General features: G+C 65.1%; 18 protein-coding genes. 6 read left to right on the forward strand and 12 right to left on the reverse strand.

Translation table 11 applies throughout. The annotated features are described in order from the left end of the window. The first annotated feature begins 3 nt into the window (after positions 1 to 3). Positions 4 to 1,299, forward strand: a complete 1,296-nt coding sequence (locus AB0305_RS02120) for an ATP-binding protein (protein WP_366171029.1) — start codon at positions 4 to 6, stop codon at positions 1,297 to 1,299. A 6-nt stretch (positions 1,300 to 1,305) separates the two neighbouring features. Here AB0305_RS02120 and AB0305_RS02125 read toward each other — a convergent pair whose 3' ends face one another. Beyond that, complete coding sequence (locus tag AB0305_RS02125; protein WP_366171031.1) at positions 1,306 to 2,109, reverse strand: helix-turn-helix transcriptional regulator; 804 nt, start codon at positions 2,107 to 2,109, stop codon at positions 1,306 to 1,308. A gap of 210 nt (positions 2,110 to 2,319) precedes the next feature. Here AB0305_RS02125 and AB0305_RS02130 point away from each other — a divergent pair, with 210 nt between their 5' ends. Continuing rightward, positions 2,320 to 3,483, forward strand: a complete 1,164-nt coding sequence (locus AB0305_RS02130; protein WP_366171033.1) for an ABC transporter substrate-binding protein — start codon at positions 2,320 to 2,322, stop codon at positions 3,481 to 3,483. A gap of 662 nt (positions 3,484 to 4,145) precedes the next feature. Here AB0305_RS02130 and AB0305_RS02135 read toward each other — a convergent pair. Next, a complete protein-coding gene (locus AB0305_RS02135; protein WP_366171035.1) occupies positions 4,146 to 5,447 on the reverse strand; it encodes an MFS transporter in 1,302 nt (433 codons plus the stop codon). A 12-nt stretch (positions 5,448 to 5,459) separates the two neighbouring features. Further along, positions 5,460 to 6,710: an AGE family epimerase/isomerase gene (locus AB0305_RS02140; RefSeq protein ID WP_366171037.1), complete on the reverse strand. Its 1,251-nt coding sequence runs from the start codon at positions 6,708 to 6,710 to the stop codon at positions 5,460 to 5,462. 214 nt (positions 6,711 to 6,924) lie between these two features. On the opposite strand from AB0305_RS02140, the gene AB0305_RS02145 reads away from it, so the two are divergent. Then, complete coding sequence (locus AB0305_RS02145; RefSeq protein ID WP_366171039.1) at positions 6,925 to 8,538, forward strand: glucan biosynthesis protein D; 1,614 nt, start codon at positions 6,925 to 6,927, stop codon at positions 8,536 to 8,538. Positions 8,539 to 8,829: 291 nt separating this feature from the next. Here the strand turns inward: AB0305_RS02145 and AB0305_RS02150 are convergent, their stop codons facing one another. Next, positions 8,830 to 9,456, reverse strand: coding sequence for a DUF1415 family protein (locus tag AB0305_RS02150; RefSeq protein ID WP_366171041.1), 627 nt, complete (start codon positions 9,454 to 9,456; stop codon positions 8,830 to 8,832). Positions 9,457 to 9,652: 196 nt separating this feature from the next. Between AB0305_RS02150 and AB0305_RS02155 the strand changes: the two genes are divergently transcribed. Further along, entirely contained in the window at positions 9,653 to 10,018 is a 366-nt protein-coding gene (locus AB0305_RS02155; RefSeq protein ID WP_366171043.1) for a hypothetical protein, read from the forward strand. A 67-nt stretch (positions 10,019 to 10,085) separates the two neighbouring features. On the opposite strand, the gene glpK is transcribed toward AB0305_RS02155, so the two are convergent. The 8 genes from glpK to glpD form a co-directional block, all read right to left on the reverse strand. Beyond that, the gene (gene glpK / locus AB0305_RS02160) at positions 10,086 to 11,582 is read right to left on the reverse strand and encodes a glycerol kinase GlpK (protein WP_366171045.1); all 1,497 of its coding nucleotides are present in this window, start codon (positions 11,580 to 11,582) and stop codon (positions 10,086 to 10,088) included. A 134-nt stretch (positions 11,583 to 11,716) separates the two neighbouring features. Continuing rightward, the gene (locus AB0305_RS02165; RefSeq protein WP_366171047.1) at positions 11,717 to 13,459 is read right to left on the reverse strand and encodes an ABC transporter substrate-binding protein; all 1,743 of its coding nucleotides are present in this window, start codon (positions 13,457 to 13,459) and stop codon (positions 11,717 to 11,719) included. A 173-nt stretch (positions 13,460 to 13,632) separates the two neighbouring features. Further along, positions 13,633 to 13,914 carry a DUF2160 domain-containing protein gene (locus tag AB0305_RS02170; RefSeq protein WP_366171049.1) on the reverse strand — a complete coding sequence of 94 codons (282 nt, stop codon included), beginning with the start codon at positions 13,912 to 13,914 and terminating at the stop codon, positions 13,633 to 13,635. Positions 13,915 to 13,937: 23 nt separating this feature from the next. Continuing rightward, positions 13,938 to 14,783 (reverse strand): carbohydrate ABC transporter permease, encoded by an 846-nt coding sequence (locus AB0305_RS02175; RefSeq protein WP_366171051.1) that lies wholly within the window; start codon positions 14,781 to 14,783, stop codon positions 13,938 to 13,940. After that, positions 14,776 to 15,666 carry a sugar ABC transporter permease gene (locus AB0305_RS02180; RefSeq protein ID WP_366171053.1) on the reverse strand — a complete coding sequence of 297 codons (891 nt, stop codon included), beginning with the start codon at positions 15,664 to 15,666 and terminating at the stop codon, positions 14,776 to 14,778. The genes AB0305_RS02175 and AB0305_RS02180 overlap by 8 nt, the downstream gene beginning before the upstream one ends. Next, positions 15,663 to 16,772: an ABC transporter ATP-binding protein gene (locus AB0305_RS02185; protein ID WP_366171055.1), complete on the reverse strand. Its 1,110-nt coding sequence runs from the start codon at positions 16,770 to 16,772 to the stop codon at positions 15,663 to 15,665. Before AB0305_RS02185 ends, AB0305_RS02180 begins: the two co-directional genes overlap by 4 nt. Further along, positions 16,759 to 17,886, reverse strand: a complete 1,128-nt coding sequence (locus AB0305_RS02190) for an ABC transporter ATP-binding protein (RefSeq protein ID WP_366171057.1) — start codon at positions 17,884 to 17,886, stop codon at positions 16,759 to 16,761. The genes AB0305_RS02185 and AB0305_RS02190 overlap by 14 nt, the downstream gene beginning before the upstream one ends. Positions 17,887 to 17,964: 78 nt before the next feature. Beyond that, on the reverse strand, positions 17,965 to 19,542 hold the full coding sequence (glpD, locus tag AB0305_RS02195; protein WP_366171059.1) for a glycerol-3-phosphate dehydrogenase: 1,578 nt from the start codon (positions 19,540 to 19,542) through the stop codon (positions 17,965 to 17,967). A gap of 141 nt (positions 19,543 to 19,683) precedes the next feature. On the opposite strand from glpD, the gene AB0305_RS02200 reads away from it, so the two are divergent. Both AB0305_RS02200 and AB0305_RS02205 read left to right on the forward strand, forming a co-directional pair. Continuing rightward, complete coding sequence (locus tag AB0305_RS02200) at positions 19,684 to 20,457, forward strand: DeoR/GlpR family DNA-binding transcription regulator (RefSeq protein WP_366171061.1); 774 nt, start codon at positions 19,684 to 19,686, stop codon at positions 20,455 to 20,457. Between the two features lie 108 nt (positions 20,458 to 20,565). Further along, positions 20,566 to 21,426, forward strand: coding sequence for a CHAD domain-containing protein (locus AB0305_RS02205; protein ID WP_366171063.1), 861 nt, complete (start codon positions 20,566 to 20,568; stop codon positions 21,424 to 21,426). The last annotated feature ends 156 nt before the right edge of the window (positions 21,427 to 21,582 follow it).

Here is a 21,582-nt window from a genome sequence, read left to right on the forward strand (position 1 = left end):
ACGATGATCCGCTCCCTGATCAAGCTCTACGCGATGGTGGTGCTGGCCGCGGCCCTGGCGGTGTTCGCCGTCAACCGATCGTTTGTCTGGATGTTCTACGACACCCTCACGCAAGGCGAGCGCGAAGTGCGCAAGGGCTATGCCTTCGTGCTGCGTGACTATCTGGACCGCGCCGGCGGCGACCGCGCTGCCGCCATCACGCGCCTGAACCAGAACGCGTGGGAGCAGTTCGATTTTGTCGACCCCGCCACGGTGCCCACGCTGTCGGCCGAGCAGCGTGACGACCTCGCGCACGGCAAGATGGTCCTGCAGACCAACGGCCGGGATTACTACCTGCCGCTGCGCGACGGTAGCGTGCTGCACGCCTACAACGCCGACATGGACTACGGCCGCATCCGCGCCATCGCCTACGCCCTCATCGCCGTGGCTGCATTGGTGCCACTGCTGCTCTGGGTGTGGCTGCATTGGCGTGACCTGCGCACGCTTGAAGACGCCGCACGCGGCTTTGGCGCAGGCAAGCTGGCCACGCGTGCGCGCCTGAGCAAGCGTTCCAACGTGTACGGCCTGGCACGCCAGTTCAACGACATGGCCGAACGCATCCAGGGCTCGATCCAGCACCAGCGCGAGATGATGAACGGCATCTCGCACGAACTCAAAACGCCGATCGCGCGGCTGGAGTTCGGCATTGCATTGCTGCAGACGCCGGTGCCCGATACGCAGCGTGCCTCCCGTCTGGATGCCCTGCGCCGTGACGTACGCGAGCTAGACGAACTCGTGAGCGAACTGTTGGCGCTCAGCCGCCTGGAGCAGGGCGCCACCCATCTCGTACTGATGCGTGTGGCGGTGGGCGAATGGCTCGACAGCGTGGTCGCCAGCGTCGCCAACGACGTGGCCGACCGCCAGCTCAGCCTGACCGTGCATACCGATGCTGCGCCCGCGTACCACGTGTGTGACCCACGCCTGCTGGCACGCGCGCTGCTCAACCTGATCCGCAATGCCGCGCGCTATGCGCGCAACACCATCACCCTGCGGATTGAAGCCGGCCAAGCAGGCGCGCTCTGCGTAGTGGTGGAAGACGACGGCCCCGGCATCCCCGTGCCAGACCGCGCCCGCGTGTTCGAGCCCTTCCTGCGCTTGGATGCCAGCCGCGACCGGCATACCGGCGGGTTTGGCCTGGGCCTGGCGATCGTGCGGCGCATTGCGCTCGTACACGGCGGCGAGGTCCAGCTGGATGCCGCGCCCAGCGGCGGCGCACGCTTCACGGTATCGCTGCCGGCGATGCCCCTACCGCTGATCTAGCGCCGCTCAAGCGGCTTCGTTATCGGAGCCCGGCCGATGCAGGAACGCGCTCGGGCTTTGCCCAAACGCCCGCCGGAACATCGCGGAAAACGCGCTCTGGCTGTTGTAGCCCAGCGTTTGTGCCACCTGCGCCAGCGGCATCCCCTGCGACATCATCGGGATGGCGCTGGCGAGCACCGCCTGTTGGCGCCATTGCGAAAAGCTCACGCCCAGCTCGTCACGAAAACGCCGCGCCAGCGTGCGCGTGCTGGCACCCACGTCACGCGCAAGATCATCGAAGTTGAGCGCCGAGCCCGGGTCGGCCATCACGCGTTCGCACAGGGCGCGCAGGCGTTTATCGGCGGGCATGGGCAGATCGAGCGGCAGCGGGGCGCTGCGGCGCAGCTCGTCCAGAATGAGCGCGGCCAGCGCCTGCTCGCGCGCGGGCGGCAGCGGCTGACGCACGTCCATCGCGGCGATCAACTCGCGCAGCAGCGGCGAGACCTCCATGACCCGGCACTCGGCCAGCGTGCCCGTCACCACGGACGGATCGGCATACAGCGTGCGCAGGAACGCCGCCTCCACCACCCACACCTCGTGTTCGATGCCGGGCGGAATCCAGATCGCCCGCGAGGGCGGCACCACCCAGGCCGTGTCGCCCGCCTGCACGCGCAGCACGCTGTTGTGGCTGTACGCCACCTGTGCCCACGGGTGCGTGTGACGCGGAAAGCGCGTGTTGGCCTCCATCTGGCGCGTGTACAGCCGCACGGGGTGCGCGAGCGATGGCGGCGTGCGGCCTTCAACATCGGTGGGCAGAATGCGCTGCGGCATGGTGGCGTGGGAGGTTTGCGACAGAACGATCGAGCGAGTCTAAAACGCCCCCGTCAGGACTTGTCGAAGCCCCTGCCCGATGGCAGGCTATCGACCTCGCGGGGCAATGTCTCGCACGACCAGAACAACAAAAGTGAGCCGCCCTTGGCACAGCCGGGCGGTCTCGACAAAACGCCGCCGCCCACGAGGCCGCGGTGAAGGGTGCTAGGAATGCAAACGGGAAATCACGCGCGCTGCCGGGGTGCGCGCTGGCGCCGGCCTCTGGCTGCCGCATTGACGCTCTGCGCCGTACTCGGGGCGCCGGCCGTCCGCGCCGATATCAGCATCATCCAGTCATTGCCGTTGACGGGCTCGCAGGCCGCCACGGGGCGCGCGCTCAACGCCGGCGCACGGCTGTACTTCGACTGGCTCAACCTCGACGGCGGCATCAACGGCGAAACCATCCGCCTGGTCGCCCGCGACGACGAGCAGAAGGTCGAGCAGACCCTGCGCAACGTGCGCGACATGGCCAAGATCGACAACCCCGTGGCCGTGCTGACCGTGGTCGGTACCGCTAACGTGGAAGCGCTCATGCGCAACGGCGTGCTGGCCGAAGCCGGTCTGCCGCTGGTCGGCCCCGCCACGGGTGCCTCGAGCATGACGAGCGACCCGCTGGTCTTCCCCATCAAGGCCAGCTACCAGCAGGAAATTGACAAGATGGTCGGCGCGCTGGTCACCATTGGCGTGACGCGCATTGGCGTGTTGTATCAGGACGATGCGCTGGGCAAGGAGGCGCTGGGCGGCGTGGACCGCACGCTCAAGGCGCACAAGCTGGCGATGGCCGCCACGGCTTCGTACCCGCGCAACACGGCGGCGGTGGGGCCGGCGGTGGACAAACTGCTCAGCGCCGATGTGCAGGCGATCTTTCTGGGCGCCACGGCGGAGCCTGCCGCGCAGTTCGTCAAGCAATACCGGGCCCGAGGTGGCGGGGCGCAACTTCTGGGGCTGTCGTCGATCGATCCCAGCATCCTGCTCAAAGTGGCCGGCATCGACGCCGTGCGCGGCTACTCGCTGGCGATGGTGATGCCCAACCCCGGCAAGAGCGTGAACCCCGTCATCCGCGAATTCAACCGAGCGCGTACCGCCGTGGGTGCCAAGGACGTGGAGTTGTCCTTCCGTGCGATCGAAGGGTTTGTCGCCGCCAAGGTACTGGCGGAAGCGGTGCGCCGCGCCGGCCCCAAGCCCACGCGCGAACAGGTGCGCCGCGAGCTTGCCCGCCTGCGCAACTTCGATGTGGGCGGCGGGTTCATGGTCGATTTCTCTGATCGGACGCGGCCGGCTTCGCATTACGTGGAGCTGGGCGTGGTGGGGCCGAACGGGCTGGTGATTCAGTAACGCTGATGGGGCCGGGGTGGGATTGTTTTGGTTTTGGTCCATCCCCGGTATCGTCCCCTGCCGGGGCCGACTCACTTTTCTTTGTCTTGCCAAAGAAAAGTAAGCAAAAGAAAGGCGCGCCCGAGATGGCGACCCCCCCTTGGATTTGTGTAACCGGGCGGAGAGGGAGGCAAACTCGCTGCGCTCAAACAGGCCTCCCTCTTTTTTCCGCCCGCTTACAAAAATCCAAGGCGCCATCAAGGGCAGGAACGGCCAAACCGCTGGTGCACTGCCGACGACGCTTCTTTCACCGTCGTCCCCGCGTAGGCGGGGACCCAGTGTCGTTGCTTGCCCCGAAAACGCCGCTGGGTTCCCGCCTTTGCGGGAACGACGAAACTGCGATGGTGTGGCCGTTGATGCCCTAGATGGCGCCTTGAATTTCTGTAAGCGGGCGGAAAAAAGAAGGAGGCCTGTTTGAGCGAAGCGAGTTTGCCTCCTTCTCCGCCCGGTTACATAAATTCAAGGGATGGGTCGTCATCTCGGGCGCGCCTTTCTTTGCTTACTTTCTTTGGCAAGACAAAGAAAGTGAGTCAGCCCCGGCAGGGGATGAGGGATGCACCACCAAGCAAAACGCCCCTCAGAGGAGGCCCTCCGAGAGGCGTTTTATTCATACACGCGGCTGGTCAAGCAGCGCGAGCAGCGTCCGCGCCATGTACATGCTTGCCGGCCGGTTTGACGATGGCCAGCGTGGCCACCAGCCCGCACAGTGCAGCAAACGACACCCACACACCCGGCATCGCCTTGTTGCCGGTGGTGTGGATCAGCCAAGTAGCAATCGCCGGGGTGAACCCACCGAAGATGGCGGTGGCCAGGCTGTATGCCAGCGAGAAGCCGGTGGTGCGCACTTCCGGCGGCATGATCTCGGTGAGCGTGACGACCATCGCGCCGTTGTAGCTGCCGTACAGGAACGACAGCCACAGCAGCACGGTCAGCATGCGGGCGAACGACGGTGCGCCCACCAGCCACTGCATGGCCGGGTAGGCGGTCAGCAGCATCAGCACGGTAAAGAGAATCAGCAGGGGGCGGCGGCCGACACGGTCAGACACCGCGCCCATCACCGGCAGCCAGAAGAAGTTGGAGGCGCCCACGCACAGCGTGACGATCAGGCTGTCGAAATCCGACAGGTGCAGCACGCTCTTGCCGAAGGTCGGCGTGTATGCAGTGATCAGGTAGAACGACACCGTGGTCATCACCACCATCAGCGTGCCCGCGCCCACCAGGCGCCAGTTCTGGCCCATCGAGCGGAACACGGCGGCCAGGTCCGGGCGGTGCTTGCGCTTCTGGAACTCTTCCGTCTCTTGCAGCGAGCGGCGGATGATGAACAGGAACGGCACGATCAGGCAGCCGACGAGGAACGGCACGCGCCAGCCCCACGCGCTCATCTCAGACGGCGGCAGCAGCGACGACATCAGCACGCCCAGCAGCGCGGCAAACATCACCGCCACTTGCTGGCTGGCCGATTGCCAGCTCACGAAGAAGCCCTTCTTGCCCGGGGTGGAAATCTCGGCTAGGTAGACCGATACCCCACCCAGTTCCACGCCGGCCGAGAAGCCCTGCAGCAACCGGCCGATCAACACCAGCAGCGGCGCCGCCAGCCCGATGGTGGCGTAGCCCGGCACCAGTGCGATCAACAGCGTGCCGCACGCCATCAGCGCCAGCGTGACGATCAGGCCCACACGGCGGCCGTGGCGGTCGATGTAGGCGCCCAGGAAGATCGCGCCCAGCGGCCGCATCAGGAAGCCGGCGCCGAACGTCACCAGCGACAGCATCAGCGAGAGGAACTCGTTGCCGGCCGGGAAGAAGGTGTCGGCAATGGCCTTGGCGTAATAGCCATAGACCATGAAGTCGTACATCTCCAGGAAGTTACCGCTGACCACCCGGAAGATGGCGCGGGCCTTGGATTCGTTGGGGTTGTGGTTATGCATGATGTGTCTCACTCAACAGCTTGGGGTATTGCATGAAGATGAGGCGGACAGCGTTGTGCGGGCTGCCTCATAGAACGTGGTGATGTGGTACGGGGTGCTCGACGGCATGTCGGCGCGCAGGCGCTGGCCCGTTGCGTCGATGACTTCATGCCAGCCGTGTGCGTGCAGGAAGCGCGCCGACCAGGCGGGTAGCAGACGCGCGAGCATGGTGCCCTGCGTTTCGGTGCACAGCGCGAGTGCGCGGCCGTATTCGGTCTGAGCCCAGATGCGCTGGGTGGTGTCGCGCGGCGTGCCGTCCAGGTTCAGCGACAGGCAGACGCCTTGCGTTTCGGCATCCACGCCCTGGCGGCAGGCGGCATCCACCGCTCGGCCGAGGGTGTCGGCCAGTTGCCGGCCGGCGTCCGAGCGGGTGAACACATCGGTATGTGCGCGCACGAGATAGAACCACTCGAACTGGTGGCCGGGCTCGATCCGGTTGTCCGCGTTGGGCTCATCGATCGGCAATTCGGTGATGCTGCCCGTGCGCGGCTCGATGAAGCGCGCCAGGATGCCCTCGGTCAGGGTACGCACGCAGGCTTCGGCCCAGGCGGGCGGTTCGTCCAGCGCGGCGGCTGCCAAGTAGGCCTCGGTCAGGTGCATCACCGGGTTCTGGGCGACACCCGACAGGGTCTCGGTCAAGGTGGCGTCCATGGCGGCCACCGGCAGCGGTGTTGTGCCCGATTCACCAGCGGCGCGCACAAAACGGTGCGCGATCACGTTATGTGCGTCGTGCATCAGCGCGGCGGCGCGCGGGTCGTCGCTCACGGCCAGCCAGTGCGCAGCCGCAAACAGCACGAAGGCGTGCGTGTACAGGTCTTTGCTGCTGTCTTGCGGCGCCAGGGCGCTGTCGATCGAGAACACCCAGCCGCCGTGGAGCGTGTCGCGAAAGCGCGTATCCAGCGCATGGCACAGCGCGGCGGCGCGCTCGGCGCAGAGATCGCGATGTTTGGCGGAAAGCTGCGTCGCACGGGCAAATGTATACAACTGGCGAGCACAGGCCATGGCCCGGTAGCGGGCCGTGGAGGCGGGCACCAGCGCGTCGTTTTCAACGACGAGCGCCTCATAGCAGAGACCGGCCTGCGCGTTCCAGCCCGGCCCGAGCCACATGGGCAGCAGGACGTCGTCGTAATAGCGGTCAAACGCCTCCAGGGCCGTGGCCGCCGCAGTCGCGGGGGACAGTTCGGCAACGCCGGCAAGCGGTAGCGTGGAAGACAGTGGAAGCATGTGCGCCGTGAGGATCGTGGCGGAGTGGGCCCGAATCTGGGCCCCCGGGCCCGGTAGGGCGTAGATTGTGCGCCAATTGAAGGATAGGCGCCACGCGTGCTGCGCGGAATCCCAATTGCGGCGCAGGGTTGTGGGTCCAATGAAAGCTTTCTGTCGGATGCTGCCCGGGCGAGGGTTGTGCCACACTGCATGGACTCTGGCTCCGCCCTGATCCATGCATCGTCGCGACCTGCTCAAGCAGTTGGCCGCCGGGCTGCTCGCCCTGGCGCCCGGTGTCCCTTATAGCGCCACCCCCCGCGCCACGCCCGGCGTGCCGGAACCCTTTGATGAGACCCGCCTGCTAGCGCGCGCCCGGGCCTTGGCGGATCGGCCATATCGCCGCCGGAGCACGCAGTTGCCGCCACCGCTGGCCGCGCTCGACTGGGACGGCTATCAATCCATCGGCTATCGCGCCGATCACGCCTTGTGGGCCGGGCAGCACCTGCCGTTCGAGGCGCGCTTCTTCCACCTTGGGCTGTTCTTCAAATCGCCGGTGCGCATGTACGAAGTCGTGGATGGGCAGGCGCGCCTGATTGCCTACGACCCTGCCATGTTCGACTACGGCCGCAGTGGGCTGGACCACCAGTCTCTGCCGGCCGATCTCGGCTTTGCCGGCTTTCGGCTCACCACCAAGGCCGACCCGACGCGCGATGTGGCTGCCTTCCTGGGCGCGAGCTACTTCCGCGCGGTGGGCGGCCAGTGGCAATACGGCATGTCGGCGCGCGGGCTGGCGATCGACACTGGCCTGCAGCGCGCGGAGGAGTTTCCCGATTTCACCGAATTCTGGTTGGTGCGCCCGTCGGCAGATGCCGAGGTGTTGCGCGTCTACGCCTTGCTCGATTCGCCCAGCGTGGCGGGCGTCTACCGCTTTGACGTGCGCCCAGGCGACACCCTGGTGATGGACGTTCGCACCACGCTCTATGTGCGCAAGCCGATCGAACGCTTGGGCATCGCGCCGCTCACCAGCATGTTTCTTTATGGCGAAAACGACCGCGCTGATCGTGCTGGCGACCGGCGCAGCGCCGCCCGCCGCTGGCATGCGTCTGACTGGCGCCCGGAAATTCACGATTCCGATGGGCTCGCCATCTGGCGCGGCTCGGGCGAGTGGATCTGGCGCCCGCTGGCGAACCCGCCCATGCTGCGCAGCCAGCGCTTTGCCGACGACGGCCCGCGCGGCTTCGGTCTGCTGCAGCGTGACCGCAATCCCGATCACTATCAGGACGACGGCGTGTTCTACGAGAAGCGCCCGAGCGTGTGGGTCGAGCCCACGCATGACTGGGGCGAGGGCGCGGTCGAGCTGGTTGAGCTGTCGGCCAATGACGAGACCTTCGACAACATCGTTGCGTTCTGGCGGCCGGCGGTGGCGCCGCACGCCGGGCAGGAGATGGCGTTCGGCTATCGGCTGACGTGGGGCGCGCAGCCGGCTGCGGCTTCACCGCTGGCGCGGGTGGTGGCCACGCGCACGGGGATCGGCGGCGTTGTCGGGCAGCCCCGCAAATATTTTTCCTGGCGGTTTGTGGTGGATTTTGCGGGTGGGGAGTTGGCCCGCTTGGGGCGTAGCACCGCTGGGTCGACGGTGGAACCCGTCATTCGGGCTTCGCGGGGGCGGGTGGAGATTGCTTCGGCGCGGCCACTGGCCAGTATCGATGGGGTGCGGGCGATGTTTGATGTGGTGCCCGATGCGAGCAATGCGCCGATTGAGTTGTCGCTGACGTTGCAGTCGGGGGAGCGGTTGCTTTCTGAGACTTGGGTGTATCAGTGGACGCCGCCGGGGGATCGGGCGGTTTGAGGTTTGGTTTTTTGACCGCGTGGGGCTTTGCTACCGGCGGTGGTGCATCCCTTGTTTCATCCCCTGCCGGGGCTGACCTACTTTCTTTGTCTTGCCAAAGAAAGTAGGCAAAGAAAGGCGCGCCCGAGATGGCGACCTCTCCTTGGATTTTTGTCGCGAGGAGGGGAAAGAGCCAAACTCGCTGCGCTCAGACAAGGCTCCTTCCTTGATCCTCCCCGCAACAAAAATCCAAGGCGCCATCAAGGGCAGGAACGTCAACGGCCAAACCGTTGGTCTGCTTGGGTTGGCGGCTCAGTCTTGGTGTGGCTTCCCGCTGAATTTTTCTACCATCGCCGCCCAACCTTCTGGGCCCAGTTGCTCCATCGTCGCGATGTTCCGTTCGTAGATGTCCGCTGCATCGGGTACGGCCGCGGCGGCGCGCGCGATGCTGTCTTCGCGCAGCAGATGGAGGATGGGGGCGGGCGCGCGGTTGGTGGCGTTGGCGATGTCGTCGGGCTCAGCGTCGGCGAAGACGAAGTCGGGGTGGAAGCTTGCGAGTTGCAGTTCGCCTTCGAAGCCGGCCTTGGCGAGCAGCGCTTCGGCGCGGTCGGTGAGGGTGTGGAAATCCAGAAAATCGGCCAGGGCGGGGACGATGAGCAGCGTGGTGTCGATTTCGCTGGCGGGGGTGGTGTGCAGCAGGTCGGCTTCGGCGCGCAGGTGGTCGAGTACGTCGCCGTCCATGGTGGCGCGGCTGACGACGTAGCGCACCTGCCGTTTGACGTGCACGGCCTTGGCGAAGGGGCACAGGTTCAGGCCGATCACGGCGTCTTCCAGCCAGCGCTGCACGCGCTTGACGTGGCCGGCGGCGGCGTCTTCGGCCAGGGGCAGGGCGTCGGCGGGCGGGTCGAGCAGGGTGAAATCGGGGGTGGAATCAGGCACGGCGCAGCATCCGGGGAGAAACAGCGCGCAGTGTAGTGCATGGCCCGGGAGCGGTTCTTGCGCCACCAAGGGTGTTGTCTCTTGCAACGCTCCGGCACGTGATCTTTGATGCGCGCCGAGACCGTTTTTGTGGTGCGTTGCGCGCCGCTTTAGTGGTCAGACATTCCCGTGACTGTGTAAAAGAAGGAGCCCAACCATGATTGAACTGCGCCTGAAACCCGCCCTTGCCGTGGCAGCCACGCTTGCTGCGTCGGCTGCTTTCGCTCAGATGACACCGGCGCCGCAGACTTCGCCGCAGACGACCGGCACTGTGCAGGCCGCACCGCAAGGCGGACCGGCCACTTCGTCGTCGGATCCGCTGGTGCAGAAGCGTATTGAAGACAAGGCGGCGAATGACGAATACAAGGCTCGCAAGTCCGACGCCAAGGCCGCTTACAAGGAAGAAAAGAAGGCCGCCAAGGCCAACCGCAAGGCTGAGAAGAAGGAAGCCCGCGCCGAGCGCAAGGAGGCCATGAAGGAGCAAGGCGGCCCTGCCCAGACGCCGAATAGCGAAGGCAAGTAAGCCATCCACCGCACCATGAAAAAAGGCGACCCGCGAGTCGCCTTTTTTCTGGCCGCGAGATGACGCTTCAGTGCCCGCGGGTGGTCGGCAGGCGGACCTGCGCGACGGCCATTTCCCACTGGGCGATGCGGTGCGCGGCCTCGTCGCGGCTGATGACGGGGTGGAACGTGCGCGAGGCACGCCATTGCTGGGCGACCTCGTCCTCGCCTTTGTAGAAACCGGTGGCGATGCCGGCCAGGTAGGCCGCGCCGAGTGCCGTGGTCTCGATGATCTCCGGGCGCACGACCGGAATGCCGAGCAGGTCAGCCTGGAATTGCAGCAAGAGGTTGTTGGCCGAGGCGCCGCCGTCCACGCGCAGTTCCGAGATGGTGGAGACGGCATCGCGCGTCATGGCCTGCAGCAGGGCGGTGCTCTGGAAGGCGATCGACTCCAAAGCGGCCCGCGCGATGTGGCCGATGGTTGTGCCGCGCGACAGGCCGACGATGGCGCCTTGTGCGGTTGGGTCCCAGTACGGCGCGCCCAGGCCGGTGAACGAGGGGACGAACACCACGCCGCCGGAATCGGGCACCGAGGCGGCCAGGCCTTCCACGTCGGCCGAGCGCTGGATGGCGCGCAGGCCGTCCCGCAGCCATTGCACCACCGCACCGCCCACGAACACGCTGCCTTCCAGGGCGTAGCTGCGCTTGGGGCCGCTCTGGCAGGCGGCTGTGCTGATCAGGCCATTGTGCGATTGCACCGCGCGGTCGCCCGTGTTGAGCAGCATGAAGCAGCCGGTGCCGTAGGTGTTCTTGGCCATGCCGGGTTTGAAGCAGGCCTGGCCGAACAAGGCCGATTGCTGGTCGCCCGCAATGCCGCCAATGGTGAGCGAGGCGCCGAGCCAGTCGGCATCGGTCTGCCCGAATTGATACGCCGACGGATGCACCTCGGGCAGCAGGCTCGGGTGAATGTCGAGGGCGCGCATGAGGTCGGCATCCCACTCGCCGGTGTGGATGTTCCACAGCATCGTGCGCGAGGCGTTGGACACGTCCGTCACATGCAGGCGCCCGCGCGTGAGTTGCCACACGAGCCAGCTGTCGATGGTGCCGAAGGCGAGTTCGCCACGCGCGGCGCGCTCGCGGGCACCGTCGACGTGGTCGAGAATCCAGCGCAGCTTGGTGGCCGAGAAGTACGGGTCGATGACGAGGCCCGTGCGCTTGCGCACTTCGTCCTCCAAGCCCTGGGCGCGCAGGCGTTCGCAGATGCTCTCGGTGCGGCGGTCCTGCCACACGATCGCGTTGAAGATGGGTTTCCCGGTGGCGCGCTCCCACACCACAGTGGTTTCACGCTGGTTGGTGATGCCCAGCGCCGCCATATCGGCGGCAGTGAGCTTGGCTTGTTCGAGTGCGGCGCGGCAGGTGGCGAGCTGGCTGTTCCAGATGTCGAACGGGTCGTGCTCAACCCAGCCGGGCTGCGGAAATTGCTGCGGAAACTCCTGCTGGGCACTGGCGACGATCTGGCCGGCGCGGTTGAAGACGATGGCGCGTGAGCTGGAAGTGCCCTGGTCGAGCGCGAGGAGGTATTCCATAAGACGACTGATGAAGTAGAGCTACAGAAAGCGGGCGAACCGCTGCGTTGTCGTCCCCGCGCAGGCGGGGACCCAGTGACTTTAACGGCGCTGGGCTCCCGCCTGCGCGGGAGCGACAACAATTTAACGCAGGCTTAACGCACCTTGCCGGCCTTCCAGGCGGCGAGCAGCTTGTCGTAAGCCACCGTCTCACCCTTCGGACGCTCGTTGTCGAGCTTCTTCCACGGGGCGTGTTCGGTCGACAGCCACTTGTTCGGATCGCTTTCCGGGTTCAGCTTGGGCGCGCAGTTCTTCATGCCGGCGCGCTGCAGGCGGCCCATCACCTGATCCATTTCCTTGGCCAGGTTGTCCATGGCGGCTTGCGGGGTCTTCTCCGCGGTCACGGCCGTGGCGACGTTCTTCCACCAGAGCTGCGCCAGCTTCGGATAGTCGGGCACGTTGTTGCCGGTCGGCGTCCAGGCCACGCGGGCCGGGCTGCGGTAGAACTCGATCAGGCCGCCGTACTTGGCTGCGTTCTTGGTGAAGTAGTCGCTGTGGATGTCGGAGTCACGAATGAACGTGAGGCCGGTGATCGACTTCTTGAGCGACACGGTCTTCGACGTGACGAACTGCGCGTACAGCCACGCAGCCGAGCGGCGCTCGAACGGGGTGGACTTGAAGAACGTCCACGAGCCGACGTCCTGATAGCCGTTCTGCATGCCGTCCTTCCAGTACGGGCCGTGCGGCGATGGCGCCATGCGCCACTTGGGCGAGCCATCGGCGTTCACGACCGGGCCCGGCTTGGTCATCGGCGCGGTAAAGGCGCTGTACCAGAACACTTGCTGCGCGATGTGGCCTTGCGCGGGCACCGGGCCGGCTTCGTTGAAGGTCATGCCGGTCGCCTCGGGCGGGGCGTACTTCTTCATCCAGTCGATGTACTTGGTGAGGGCGTACACGGCGGCCGGGCTGTTGGTGGCACCGCCGCGCGAGACCGATGCGCCCACCGGGGTGCACTTGTCGTCGGCCACGCGGATGCCCCATTCGTCGACCGGCAGGCCGTTCGGGATGCCCTTGTCGGCGGAGCCGGCCATCGACAGCCAGGCATCGGTAAAGCGCCAGCCGAGCGACGGGTCTTTCTTGCCGTAGTCCATGTGGCCATAGACGCGCTTGCCGTCGAGCTCCTTCACGTCGTTCGTGAAGAAGTTGGCGATGTCTTCATAGGCCGTCCAGTTGACGGGCACGCCGAGGTCGTAGCCGTACTTGGCCTTGAACTTGTCCTGCAGGTCCTTGCGCGCGAACCAGTCGGCGCGGAACCAGTACAGGTTGGCGAACTGCTGGTCGGGCAGCTGATACAGCTTGCCGTCGGACGCGGTGGTGAAGCTCGTGCCGATGAAATCCTTCAGGTCCAGGCCCGGGTTGGTGAACTCCTTGCCTTCGCCAGTCATGTAGTCCGACAGCGGCATGATCACGCCGTAGCGGTAGTGCGTGCCGATCAGATCGGAATCGGAGATCCAGCCGTCATAGATGCTCTTGCCGGACTGCATCGAGGTCTGCAGTTTTTCGACGACATCGCCCTCTTGCATGATGTCGTGCTTGACCTTGATGCCGGTGATTTCTTCGAAGGCCTTGGCCAGCGTCTTCGATTCATAGGCGTGCGTGTCGAGCGTTTCCGACACGACGTGGATCTCGGTCACGCCCTTGGCCTTGAGCTTGGCCGCGGCGTCGATGAACCACTTCATTTCCGCCATCTGCTTGTCTTGCGACAGCGTGCTGGGCTGGAATTCGCTGCTGATCCACTTCTTGGCTTCGGCTTCGCCGGCATGTGCTGCGCCGACTGCCAGGGCGCTTGCCAGTGCGATGGCACTGATCTGAAGCGTCATGCGCCAGGATGTTTTCATCGGTATCTCCTCGTGCTTTTTGTTCTCCCCGCAGCGAAAACATCCGACATTCCGACGCGGGGAGCGTGGTGGAATGCGTGTGCCCGACTATCAATTCGGGCGTGGAAGCGCGGCATTCTGCCGGCGCTTCCGGTCTTGCGTAATCGAGACTGCGTTCTCACCCAACTGCGAACTCAGCCGCGCCACATCACGATGACGAGCACCACCATCGAGGCGATGAAGCCGCCCCAGGCGCCGGTCTCTTCCGACGTGAGCCCAACCCACGCCAGGTTGATATAGGCCGCGGTCAGCAGCCCGATAAAGAGGCGGTCGCCGCGCGTGGTGGCAATCGGCAAAAAGCCCTTGCGCTCCACGGTCGGGCGAGCGATCTCCCACACCGTCATGCTGGCCAGCATCAATGCGATGCAGCCGAAGAAGATCGCCACTTCGGGCGTCCAGGCCATCCAGCTGAACATGGCTGTGTCTCCCGTTTTCGTTGTTAGACGCGGCCCATCGCGAAGCCCTTCGCGATGTAGTTCCGCACAAACCAGATCACCAGCGCGCCGGGAATGATCGTCAGCACACCGGCGGCCGCCAGCACGCCCCAGTCCATGCCCGAGGCCGACACCGTGCGCGTCATTACGGCGGTGATCGGTTTGGCATCGACCGAGGTGAGCGTGCGCGCGAGCAGCAGCTCCACCCAGCTGAACATGAAGCAGAAGAACGCCGTCACGCCCACGCCCGCCTTGATCAGCGGCAGGAAGATCTTCAGGAAGAACGCGGGGAAGCTGTAGCCGTCGATGTACGCCGTCTCGTCAATCTCGCGTGGGATGCCCGACATGAAGCCTTCCAGAATCCACACCGCCAGCGGCACGTTGAACAGCATGTGCGCCAGCGCCACGCCCAGGTGGGTGTCCATCAGGCCGACCGTCGAATACAGCTGGAAGAACGGCAGCAGGAACACCGCAGGCGGCGTCATCCGGTTGGTCAGCAGCCAGAAGAACATGTGCTTGTCGCCCAGGAAACGGTAACGCGAGAAGGCGTAGGCCGCCGGCAGCGCCACCACCGTCGAGAGCACCGTGTTCATCGTCACGTAGATGATGGAGTTGATATAACCCCAGTACCACGACGGGTCGGTGAAGATGATCTTGTAGTTGTCGAACGTGACGAGCTTGGGCCAGAGCGAGAAGCCGGCCAGCGTCTCCTCGTTGGTCTTGAGCGACATGCTCAGCATCCAGTACAGCGGCAGCACCGCAAAGGCCACGTACACGACCAACGTGATGGCGCGGGCGATCTTGCGCTGCTGTTCGTTGTTGTTGTTGTTGTTGTTGTTCTGCTTAGGCATGGTCGTCTCCCACGGCCGCGCTGGCGCTGCCCACACGCTGCATCCAGTTGTAGAGGACGAAGCAGAACAGCAGGATGATGAGGAAGTACACGATCGAGAACGCTGCCGCCGGGCCCAGATCGAACTGGCCCACCGCCTTCTGCGTCAGGTACTGCGACAGGAAGGTCGTGGCATTGCCGGGGCCGCCGCCGGTGAGCACGAACGGCTCGGTGTAGATCATGAAACTGTCCATGAAGCGCAGCAGCACGCCGATCATCAGCACGCCGCGCATCTTCGGCAGCTGGATGTAGCGGAACACGGCCAGGCGGCTCGCACCGTCAATCTCGGCGGCCTGGTAGAACGCGTCCGGAATCGAGCGCAGGCCGGCATACGCCAGCAGCGCCACCAGCGGCGTCCAGTGCCACACGTCCATGATGAGCACCGTGATCCACGCGTCGAACGAGTGCGACGTGTAGTTGTAGTCAATGCCGATCTGGTTGAGCCAGTAGCCCGCCAGGCCGATGTCTGAGCGCCCGAAGATCTGCCAGATGGTGCCGACCACGTTCCAGGGAATCAGCAGCGGCATGGCGAGTACCACCAGCGCGGCCGAAGCCTTCCAGCCCTTGCTCGGCATCGACAGCGCCAGGCCGATACCCAGCGGAATCTCGACCGCCAGCACGCACAGCGAGAAGATCAACTGACGGGTGAGGGCGTCCTGGAGATCGCCATCGCGCAGGATCTGGCGGAACCAGTCGACGCCCACGAACACGTGCTGCTCGGGGCTGATGATGTCCTGCACCGAGTAGTTCACCACCGTCATCAGCGGCAGGATGGCGGAGAACGCCACGCACAGGAACACCGGCAGGATCAGGAACCACGCCTTGTTGTTGAGCGGCTTGTTCATCGGCCGATCCTCTCGTCATTGCTGTAGTACAGCGTCTGCGGCGCATCCAGGCGCAGCCACACGCGGGAATCGGTCACGCTCACTTCGTTCGGTAGCTTGGCCTTGATGGGAAGGCCGACCGTGCTGTCGCCATTCGCTCCGAGGCTTGCTGTCAGCAACTGGTGCGTACCGAGTTGCTGCACCTGGTGTACATCCGCCGCCACTGTGCCGACTTCACCCGGCGCAGCCAGTTGCACGAACTCCGGACGGATGCCTAGCTTGAGCGAACCGTTTGCGCTCTTGAGCGTGGCGAGCGTGTCGCGCCCGACCGACAGGCGCTGGTCACCCAGTGCGATCACATCCCCATCCACCGTCACCGGGTAGAGGTTCATGCCCGGGCTGCCGATGAAGTAGCCGACGAAGGTGTGGTCCGGCCGCTCGAACAGCGCTTCCGGCCCACCTTGCTGCACCACCTTGCCTTCGGTCATGACGACCACCTCGTCGGCAAAGGTCAGCGCTTCCACCTGATCGTGCGTCACGTAGATCAGCGTGAGCTTCAGTTGCTGGTGAATCTTCTTGAGCTGGCGGCGCAGTTGCCACTTCAGGTGCGGATCAATGACGGTGAGCGGCTCATCAAACAGGATGGCTGCCACGTCCTTGCGCACCAGGCCGCGGCCCAGTGAGATCTTTTGCTTGGCGTCCGCCGCCAGGCCCGAGGCGCGGCGCTTGAGTGCGTGCTGCAGCTCAAGAATCTCGGCCACTTCCTCCACGCGCTTCTTCACTTCGGCTTCCGGAGTCTTGCGATTGCGCAGCGGGAAGGCGAGGTTGTCGAACACGGTCATCGTGTCGTAGATGACCGGGAACTGGAACACCTGCGCGATGTTGCGCTCGCGCGGCGTGGCGTGCGTCACGTCCTGGCCGTCAAACAGCACCTGGCCCTCAGACGGCACCAGCAGCCCCGAGATGATGTTCAGCAGCGTGGACTTGCCGCAGCCCGACGGGCCCAGCAGTGCATAGGCACCACCGTCGCGCCAGGTCATGTTCATCGGCTGCAGCGCGTAGTCGCTCAGGCTTTGCGGATTGGGGCGGTAGCTGTGCCCCAGGTTGCGGAATTCAATGCGCGCCATGTGCGTCTCCCTGCTTGGGCGCGCTCACCAGCTTGCCCGCGTCATCGAACAGGAACAGCTCGGCCGGATCGACAAACACATCCAGCGCCGCACCCAGTTCGAACTCGTGCACGCCCGGCAACTGCGCGACCAGGCCGATGCTGCTCGGCTGGCCGGCGGCATGCGCGCGCACGTGCAAATAGGTTTCGGAGCCCGACAACTCGGCCAGCTCGACCGCGCCCGGCAGGGCAACGCTGCCGCCGTTGCGCGGCGCCAGGCGGATATGGCTCGGGCGCAGGCCGATGCGGCAGCGCGTGCCGGCCGCCATCGGCAGCGGGCGCGTCCACGGCACGTCAATGCCGCTTGCGCCGGTCTGCAAGCGGATGTGGTCGCCTTCGGCCACGGTGGCGTCCAGCACGTTCATCGGCGGGTCGTTGAAGATGGCGGCGGCGTTGACCGACACCGGCACTTCGTACATGTCGAGCGTCGGGCCCGACTGAAGCACGCGGCCTTCATGCATGACGACGGTGTGGCCGCCCAGCAGCAGCGCTTCCTGCGGCTCGGTGGTGGCGTACACCACGGTCGTGCCGCCATCGGCAAAGAGCGAGGCCAGTTCGGCGCGCAGTTCTTCGCGCAGTTTGTAGTCGAGGTTGACCAGCGGCTCGTCCAGCAGCACCAGCGGTGCACGCTTGACCAGCGCCCGCGCCAGCGCGCAACGCTGCTGCTGGCCGCCCGACAGCTCGGCCGGTAGGCGCTGCAGCAGGTGTTCGATGTGCAGCTTGGCGGCGACTGCGCGCACGCGCGTATCGATCTCGCCCTTATTGGTGCCCTGCAGACGCAGCGGCGACGCGATGTTGTCGTACACCGTCATCGCCGGGTAGTTGATGAATTGCTGGTACACCATCGCCAGATTGCGATCGCGTACGCCCACGCCCGTCACGTCCTTGCCGTCGACCAGTACGCGGCCGGTGGTCGGCCGGTCCAGCCCGGCCATGATGCGCATCAGCGTGGTCTTGCCGGCTTGCGTCGGCCCGAGCAGTACGTTGATCGCGCCGGGCGCCAGCCGCAGGCTGGTCGGGTACAGATGCGTCTGCGCCCCGACCATGGCTGTTACCTGGTCCAGTTCCAGAATCAATTGCGTCTCCCGTCTTTGTATTTCGACTGCTTGTTTTTTTTGGGCCCCCCGGCCCCGGGTACTGCTATGTCGCTTGCCTCAGGGGGCGCGTTCTGCGACTGGTACGGCTTCGTTCTCAGGCAGATGCCGCATCAGCCAGCCCTCCAGCCGGCTGCGATCGGCATCGCTCGCATGCAACCCCAGCTTGGTCCGCCGCCACAGGATGTCCTGCGCCGTGCGAGCCCATTCGTGTTCGACCAGATAGCGGATTTCCGCCTCATACAGGCCGGGTGTGATCTCGGTGCCGAGTTCTTCCAGGCGCGTTGCGCCGGCCAGCAACGTGTTCACGCGCGTGCCGTACTGGTGCGCATAGCGCGTGGCCAGCTTGGTCGGCAGCCACGGCAAACGTTTTTGCAGGCGCGCCACAAAATCGTCGAAGGTGTATTCGGCAACCAGTTGCCCCGGCGCTTCCAGATCGCCACCCGGCAACGATGCGGTGGCCGTCCACGATGGCTTGCCGGCTGCGGGCAGATGCGGAGCCAACTGGTCCAGCGCTTCTTCGGCCAACTTGCGGTAGGTCGTGATCTTGCCGCCCCAGACGTTGATGAGCGGCGCGCTGTTGCCGTCGGCGCCGGTCTCGCATTCGACCAGGTAGTCGCGCGTGATGGCCGAGGCGTTGGCGGCGCTGTCATCCAGCAGCGGGCGTACGCCCGAGTAGCTCCACACCACATCGGCCGGCGTCAGTTGTTGCTCGAAATAGCGGCTGGCCATCTCACAGAGGTACTGCGTTTCGCCTGCATCGATGGCGACGTGGTCCACCGAGCCCTTGTATTCCAGGTCGGTCGTGCCAATCAGCGTGAATTCGTTCTGGTACGGAATCGCAAAGACGATCCGCCCATCCGGGTTCTGGAAGATATACGCGAACGGATGGTCGAACATCCGCCGCACGACAATGTGGCTGCCCTTGATCAGGCGCAGGCCACGCGTGCTCGGCAGTGCGTGCGCCGAGCGGGCGAATTCCGCCGCCCACGGCCCGGCCGCGTTGACGACGGCCTTGGCGCGTACCGAGCGGATGCCGTCCGGACCCGCCAGCGAGGCGTGCCAGCCGTCGGCGCGGCGCTCGGCGTTCAGGCAACGCGTGCGGGTGAGGATGTGCGCGCCGCGGTCGGCTGCGTCGCGTGCATTGAGTACGACCAGCCGGGCGTCGTCCACCCAGCCATCGGAATAGACGAAGCCACGCGTGTAGCCGGGCTTGAGCGGCTTGCCTGCCGGATGCCGCCCCAGCTTGATCGACGCCGAGCCCGGCAGAAAGCGCCGGCGCGCCAAGTGGTCATATAAGAACAGACCCGCGCGGATCATCCAGGCCGGGCGTTGCGCGGCATCGTGCGGCATCACGAAGCGCAGTGGCCACATGATGTGCGGCGCCATGCGCAGCAGCACTTCACGCTCCTGTAGCGCCTTGCGCACGAGGCTGAATTCGTAATATTCGAGATAACGCAGCCCGCCGTGGATCAGCTTGGTCGAGGCCGAAGAGGTGTGCTGGGCCAGGTCGTCTTTTTCACACAGGACGACCGACAGGCCCCGCCCGACAGCGTCGCGTGCAATGCCGACGCCGTTGATGCCGCCTCCGACCACCAGCAGATCACAGTCCAGATGCGACGCATCGGTGTGTTGCATGGGTTTGGGTTGGATTCTGTTGGTTTGCGCGCCTTTTCTTGCGAACTGCAACGCGTTCGCGGATAGTGTAGTGAAGGGCGAAAATAAAGCAACGTAGGGAATCGCCTAATTCGATCATATGTGTTCGTTTGTGTTCATTTGATGCTTCCGCGACACCGCCAAATTCTTGAGTACGTCCGCCAGCACGGCGATGCGTCCGTCGACGCGCTCGCTCGCGTGCTCGGGGTAACCACCCAGACCATCCGTCGCGACATCCGCCAGCTCGAAGACGAGCGGTTGCTTGCGCGCTATCACGGCGGCGTCGGCCTGCCGTCCTCGGTGGAGAACATCGACTACGACCAGCGCCAGGTTCTGCACATCGACGCCAAGCGCCGCATTGCCGAAGTCGTCGCCCGCCATGTCGAGCCCGGTCGCTCTCTCATCATCAATATTGGAACGACCACCGAAGAGATCTCCAAGGCGCTCGTTGGTCAGAACGGGCCGCGAGGGTTGCGCGTCATCACCAACAACCTGAACGTGGCGTCCATCCTGTCCGGCAGCCCGGACGCTGAAGTCATCGTCGCCGGCGGCCTGGTGCGCAACCGCGACCGCGGCATCGTCGGCGAAGCGACGATCGACTTCATGAAGCAGTTCCGCGTCGACATCGGCATCATCGGCGTCTCCAGCATCGACGAAGACGGCACGCTGCTCGATTACGACTACCGGGAGGTGCGCGTGGCGCAAGCCATCATCGAGCAGTCGCGCGAAGTCTGGCTCGCCGCCGACCACTCCAAGTTCGGCCGCCGCGCCGTGGTGCGCCTGGGGCGCATCTCGCAGATCGACAAATTTTTCACCGACATCCCCGTGCCCGAGGCCATGACGGAAGTCTTCCGCGCTGCTGAGGTCGACGTGGTTGTTGCCAGCGAAGCGCGCTGAGGCTTGATCTACGCCGCCACAGTTTTTCCCCGTCGCCTACAGTGAAATGACAGGGCGCGCACCTTGCGTGCCTGTCGGCGTATTCGGCCAAGTCCAACGGGGAGCATCGTGAGCCAGCACTCACATGCTGAAATTCTTTCTGTTTTCGCCGGCATCGTCACCGAACATGTCGCGGCACTGCGCGATGCGCTCATCAAGCTGGGTGAGCCGACCGCCAGTGGCGAGGATCTTCATCAATTCCGCGTGACGCTGCGGCGGCTGCGGTCTGCGTGGGTGACGTTCGCCCCAGTGCTGCCTCGCGCGTTCATCGCCGAATGGAAGCCGCGCCTGCGCACGCTGGCGGGCTCGACCGGCCCCGTGCGCGAATGGGACGTCATGCTCACAGACTGGCTCCCGGCCGCCCGAGCCGCGCTTACAGAAGACGATGAGGCGGGCCGCGCATGGCTCGCCGCCGCATTTGATAGAGCAAACCAAGCCCGCCATCTCGCCTGGCAAACATTACGTGTGGAGTTGGCGTCGCCCGGTGTCACGGATGCCCTGACGGAGTTGGCGGGCGCCGTGGCTGCGTTTCGCTTGCCCGCACAGCCACCGAGACTTGCGCGCTTTGCGCATTCACGAGCCGTGGCACTCAGAAAGAAGCTACTGCACCGCGGGCGTCATCCCAAGCGGGCCACGGCTGCGCGTTTGCATCGCGCGCGCATCGCGGCCAAGCAGTGGCGCTATCTATATGACGCGTTTTACCCGGCCCTCGGGGTACGCGCAGCCAAGCGCTACCGAAAGCACCTGCGCAAGCTCCAAGAGGTCTTGGGCGAGATCCATGACGCCAGCGTCTCTTTAGAGCGGGTTGCCTCGCTTGTGAATGAGGCTCCCCCAGCCTCCGTAGTGAATACCTTTCACATGCGTGCGCGTGCGGCCAGAATGCGCGCCGCCGAAGGGCTGCGCTGGATGCGCGGCCATGCAGCGGTTTGAGCCCATCAAAAGCGGCCAAAAAACCCTACTAAAAGAAAGGGCTTGCCAAGTTCGGCAAACCTGCCTATAGTTCGCCCCTCGCTGCACGACACGGCGCCGAAACGAAGGTTGAGGCGGAGTGGTTGGAGCGGTGGAGAAGTAGGAGTGGTGCGGGTT

This window comes from Arthrobacter sp. NPDC080086 (genome assembly GCF_040702285.1).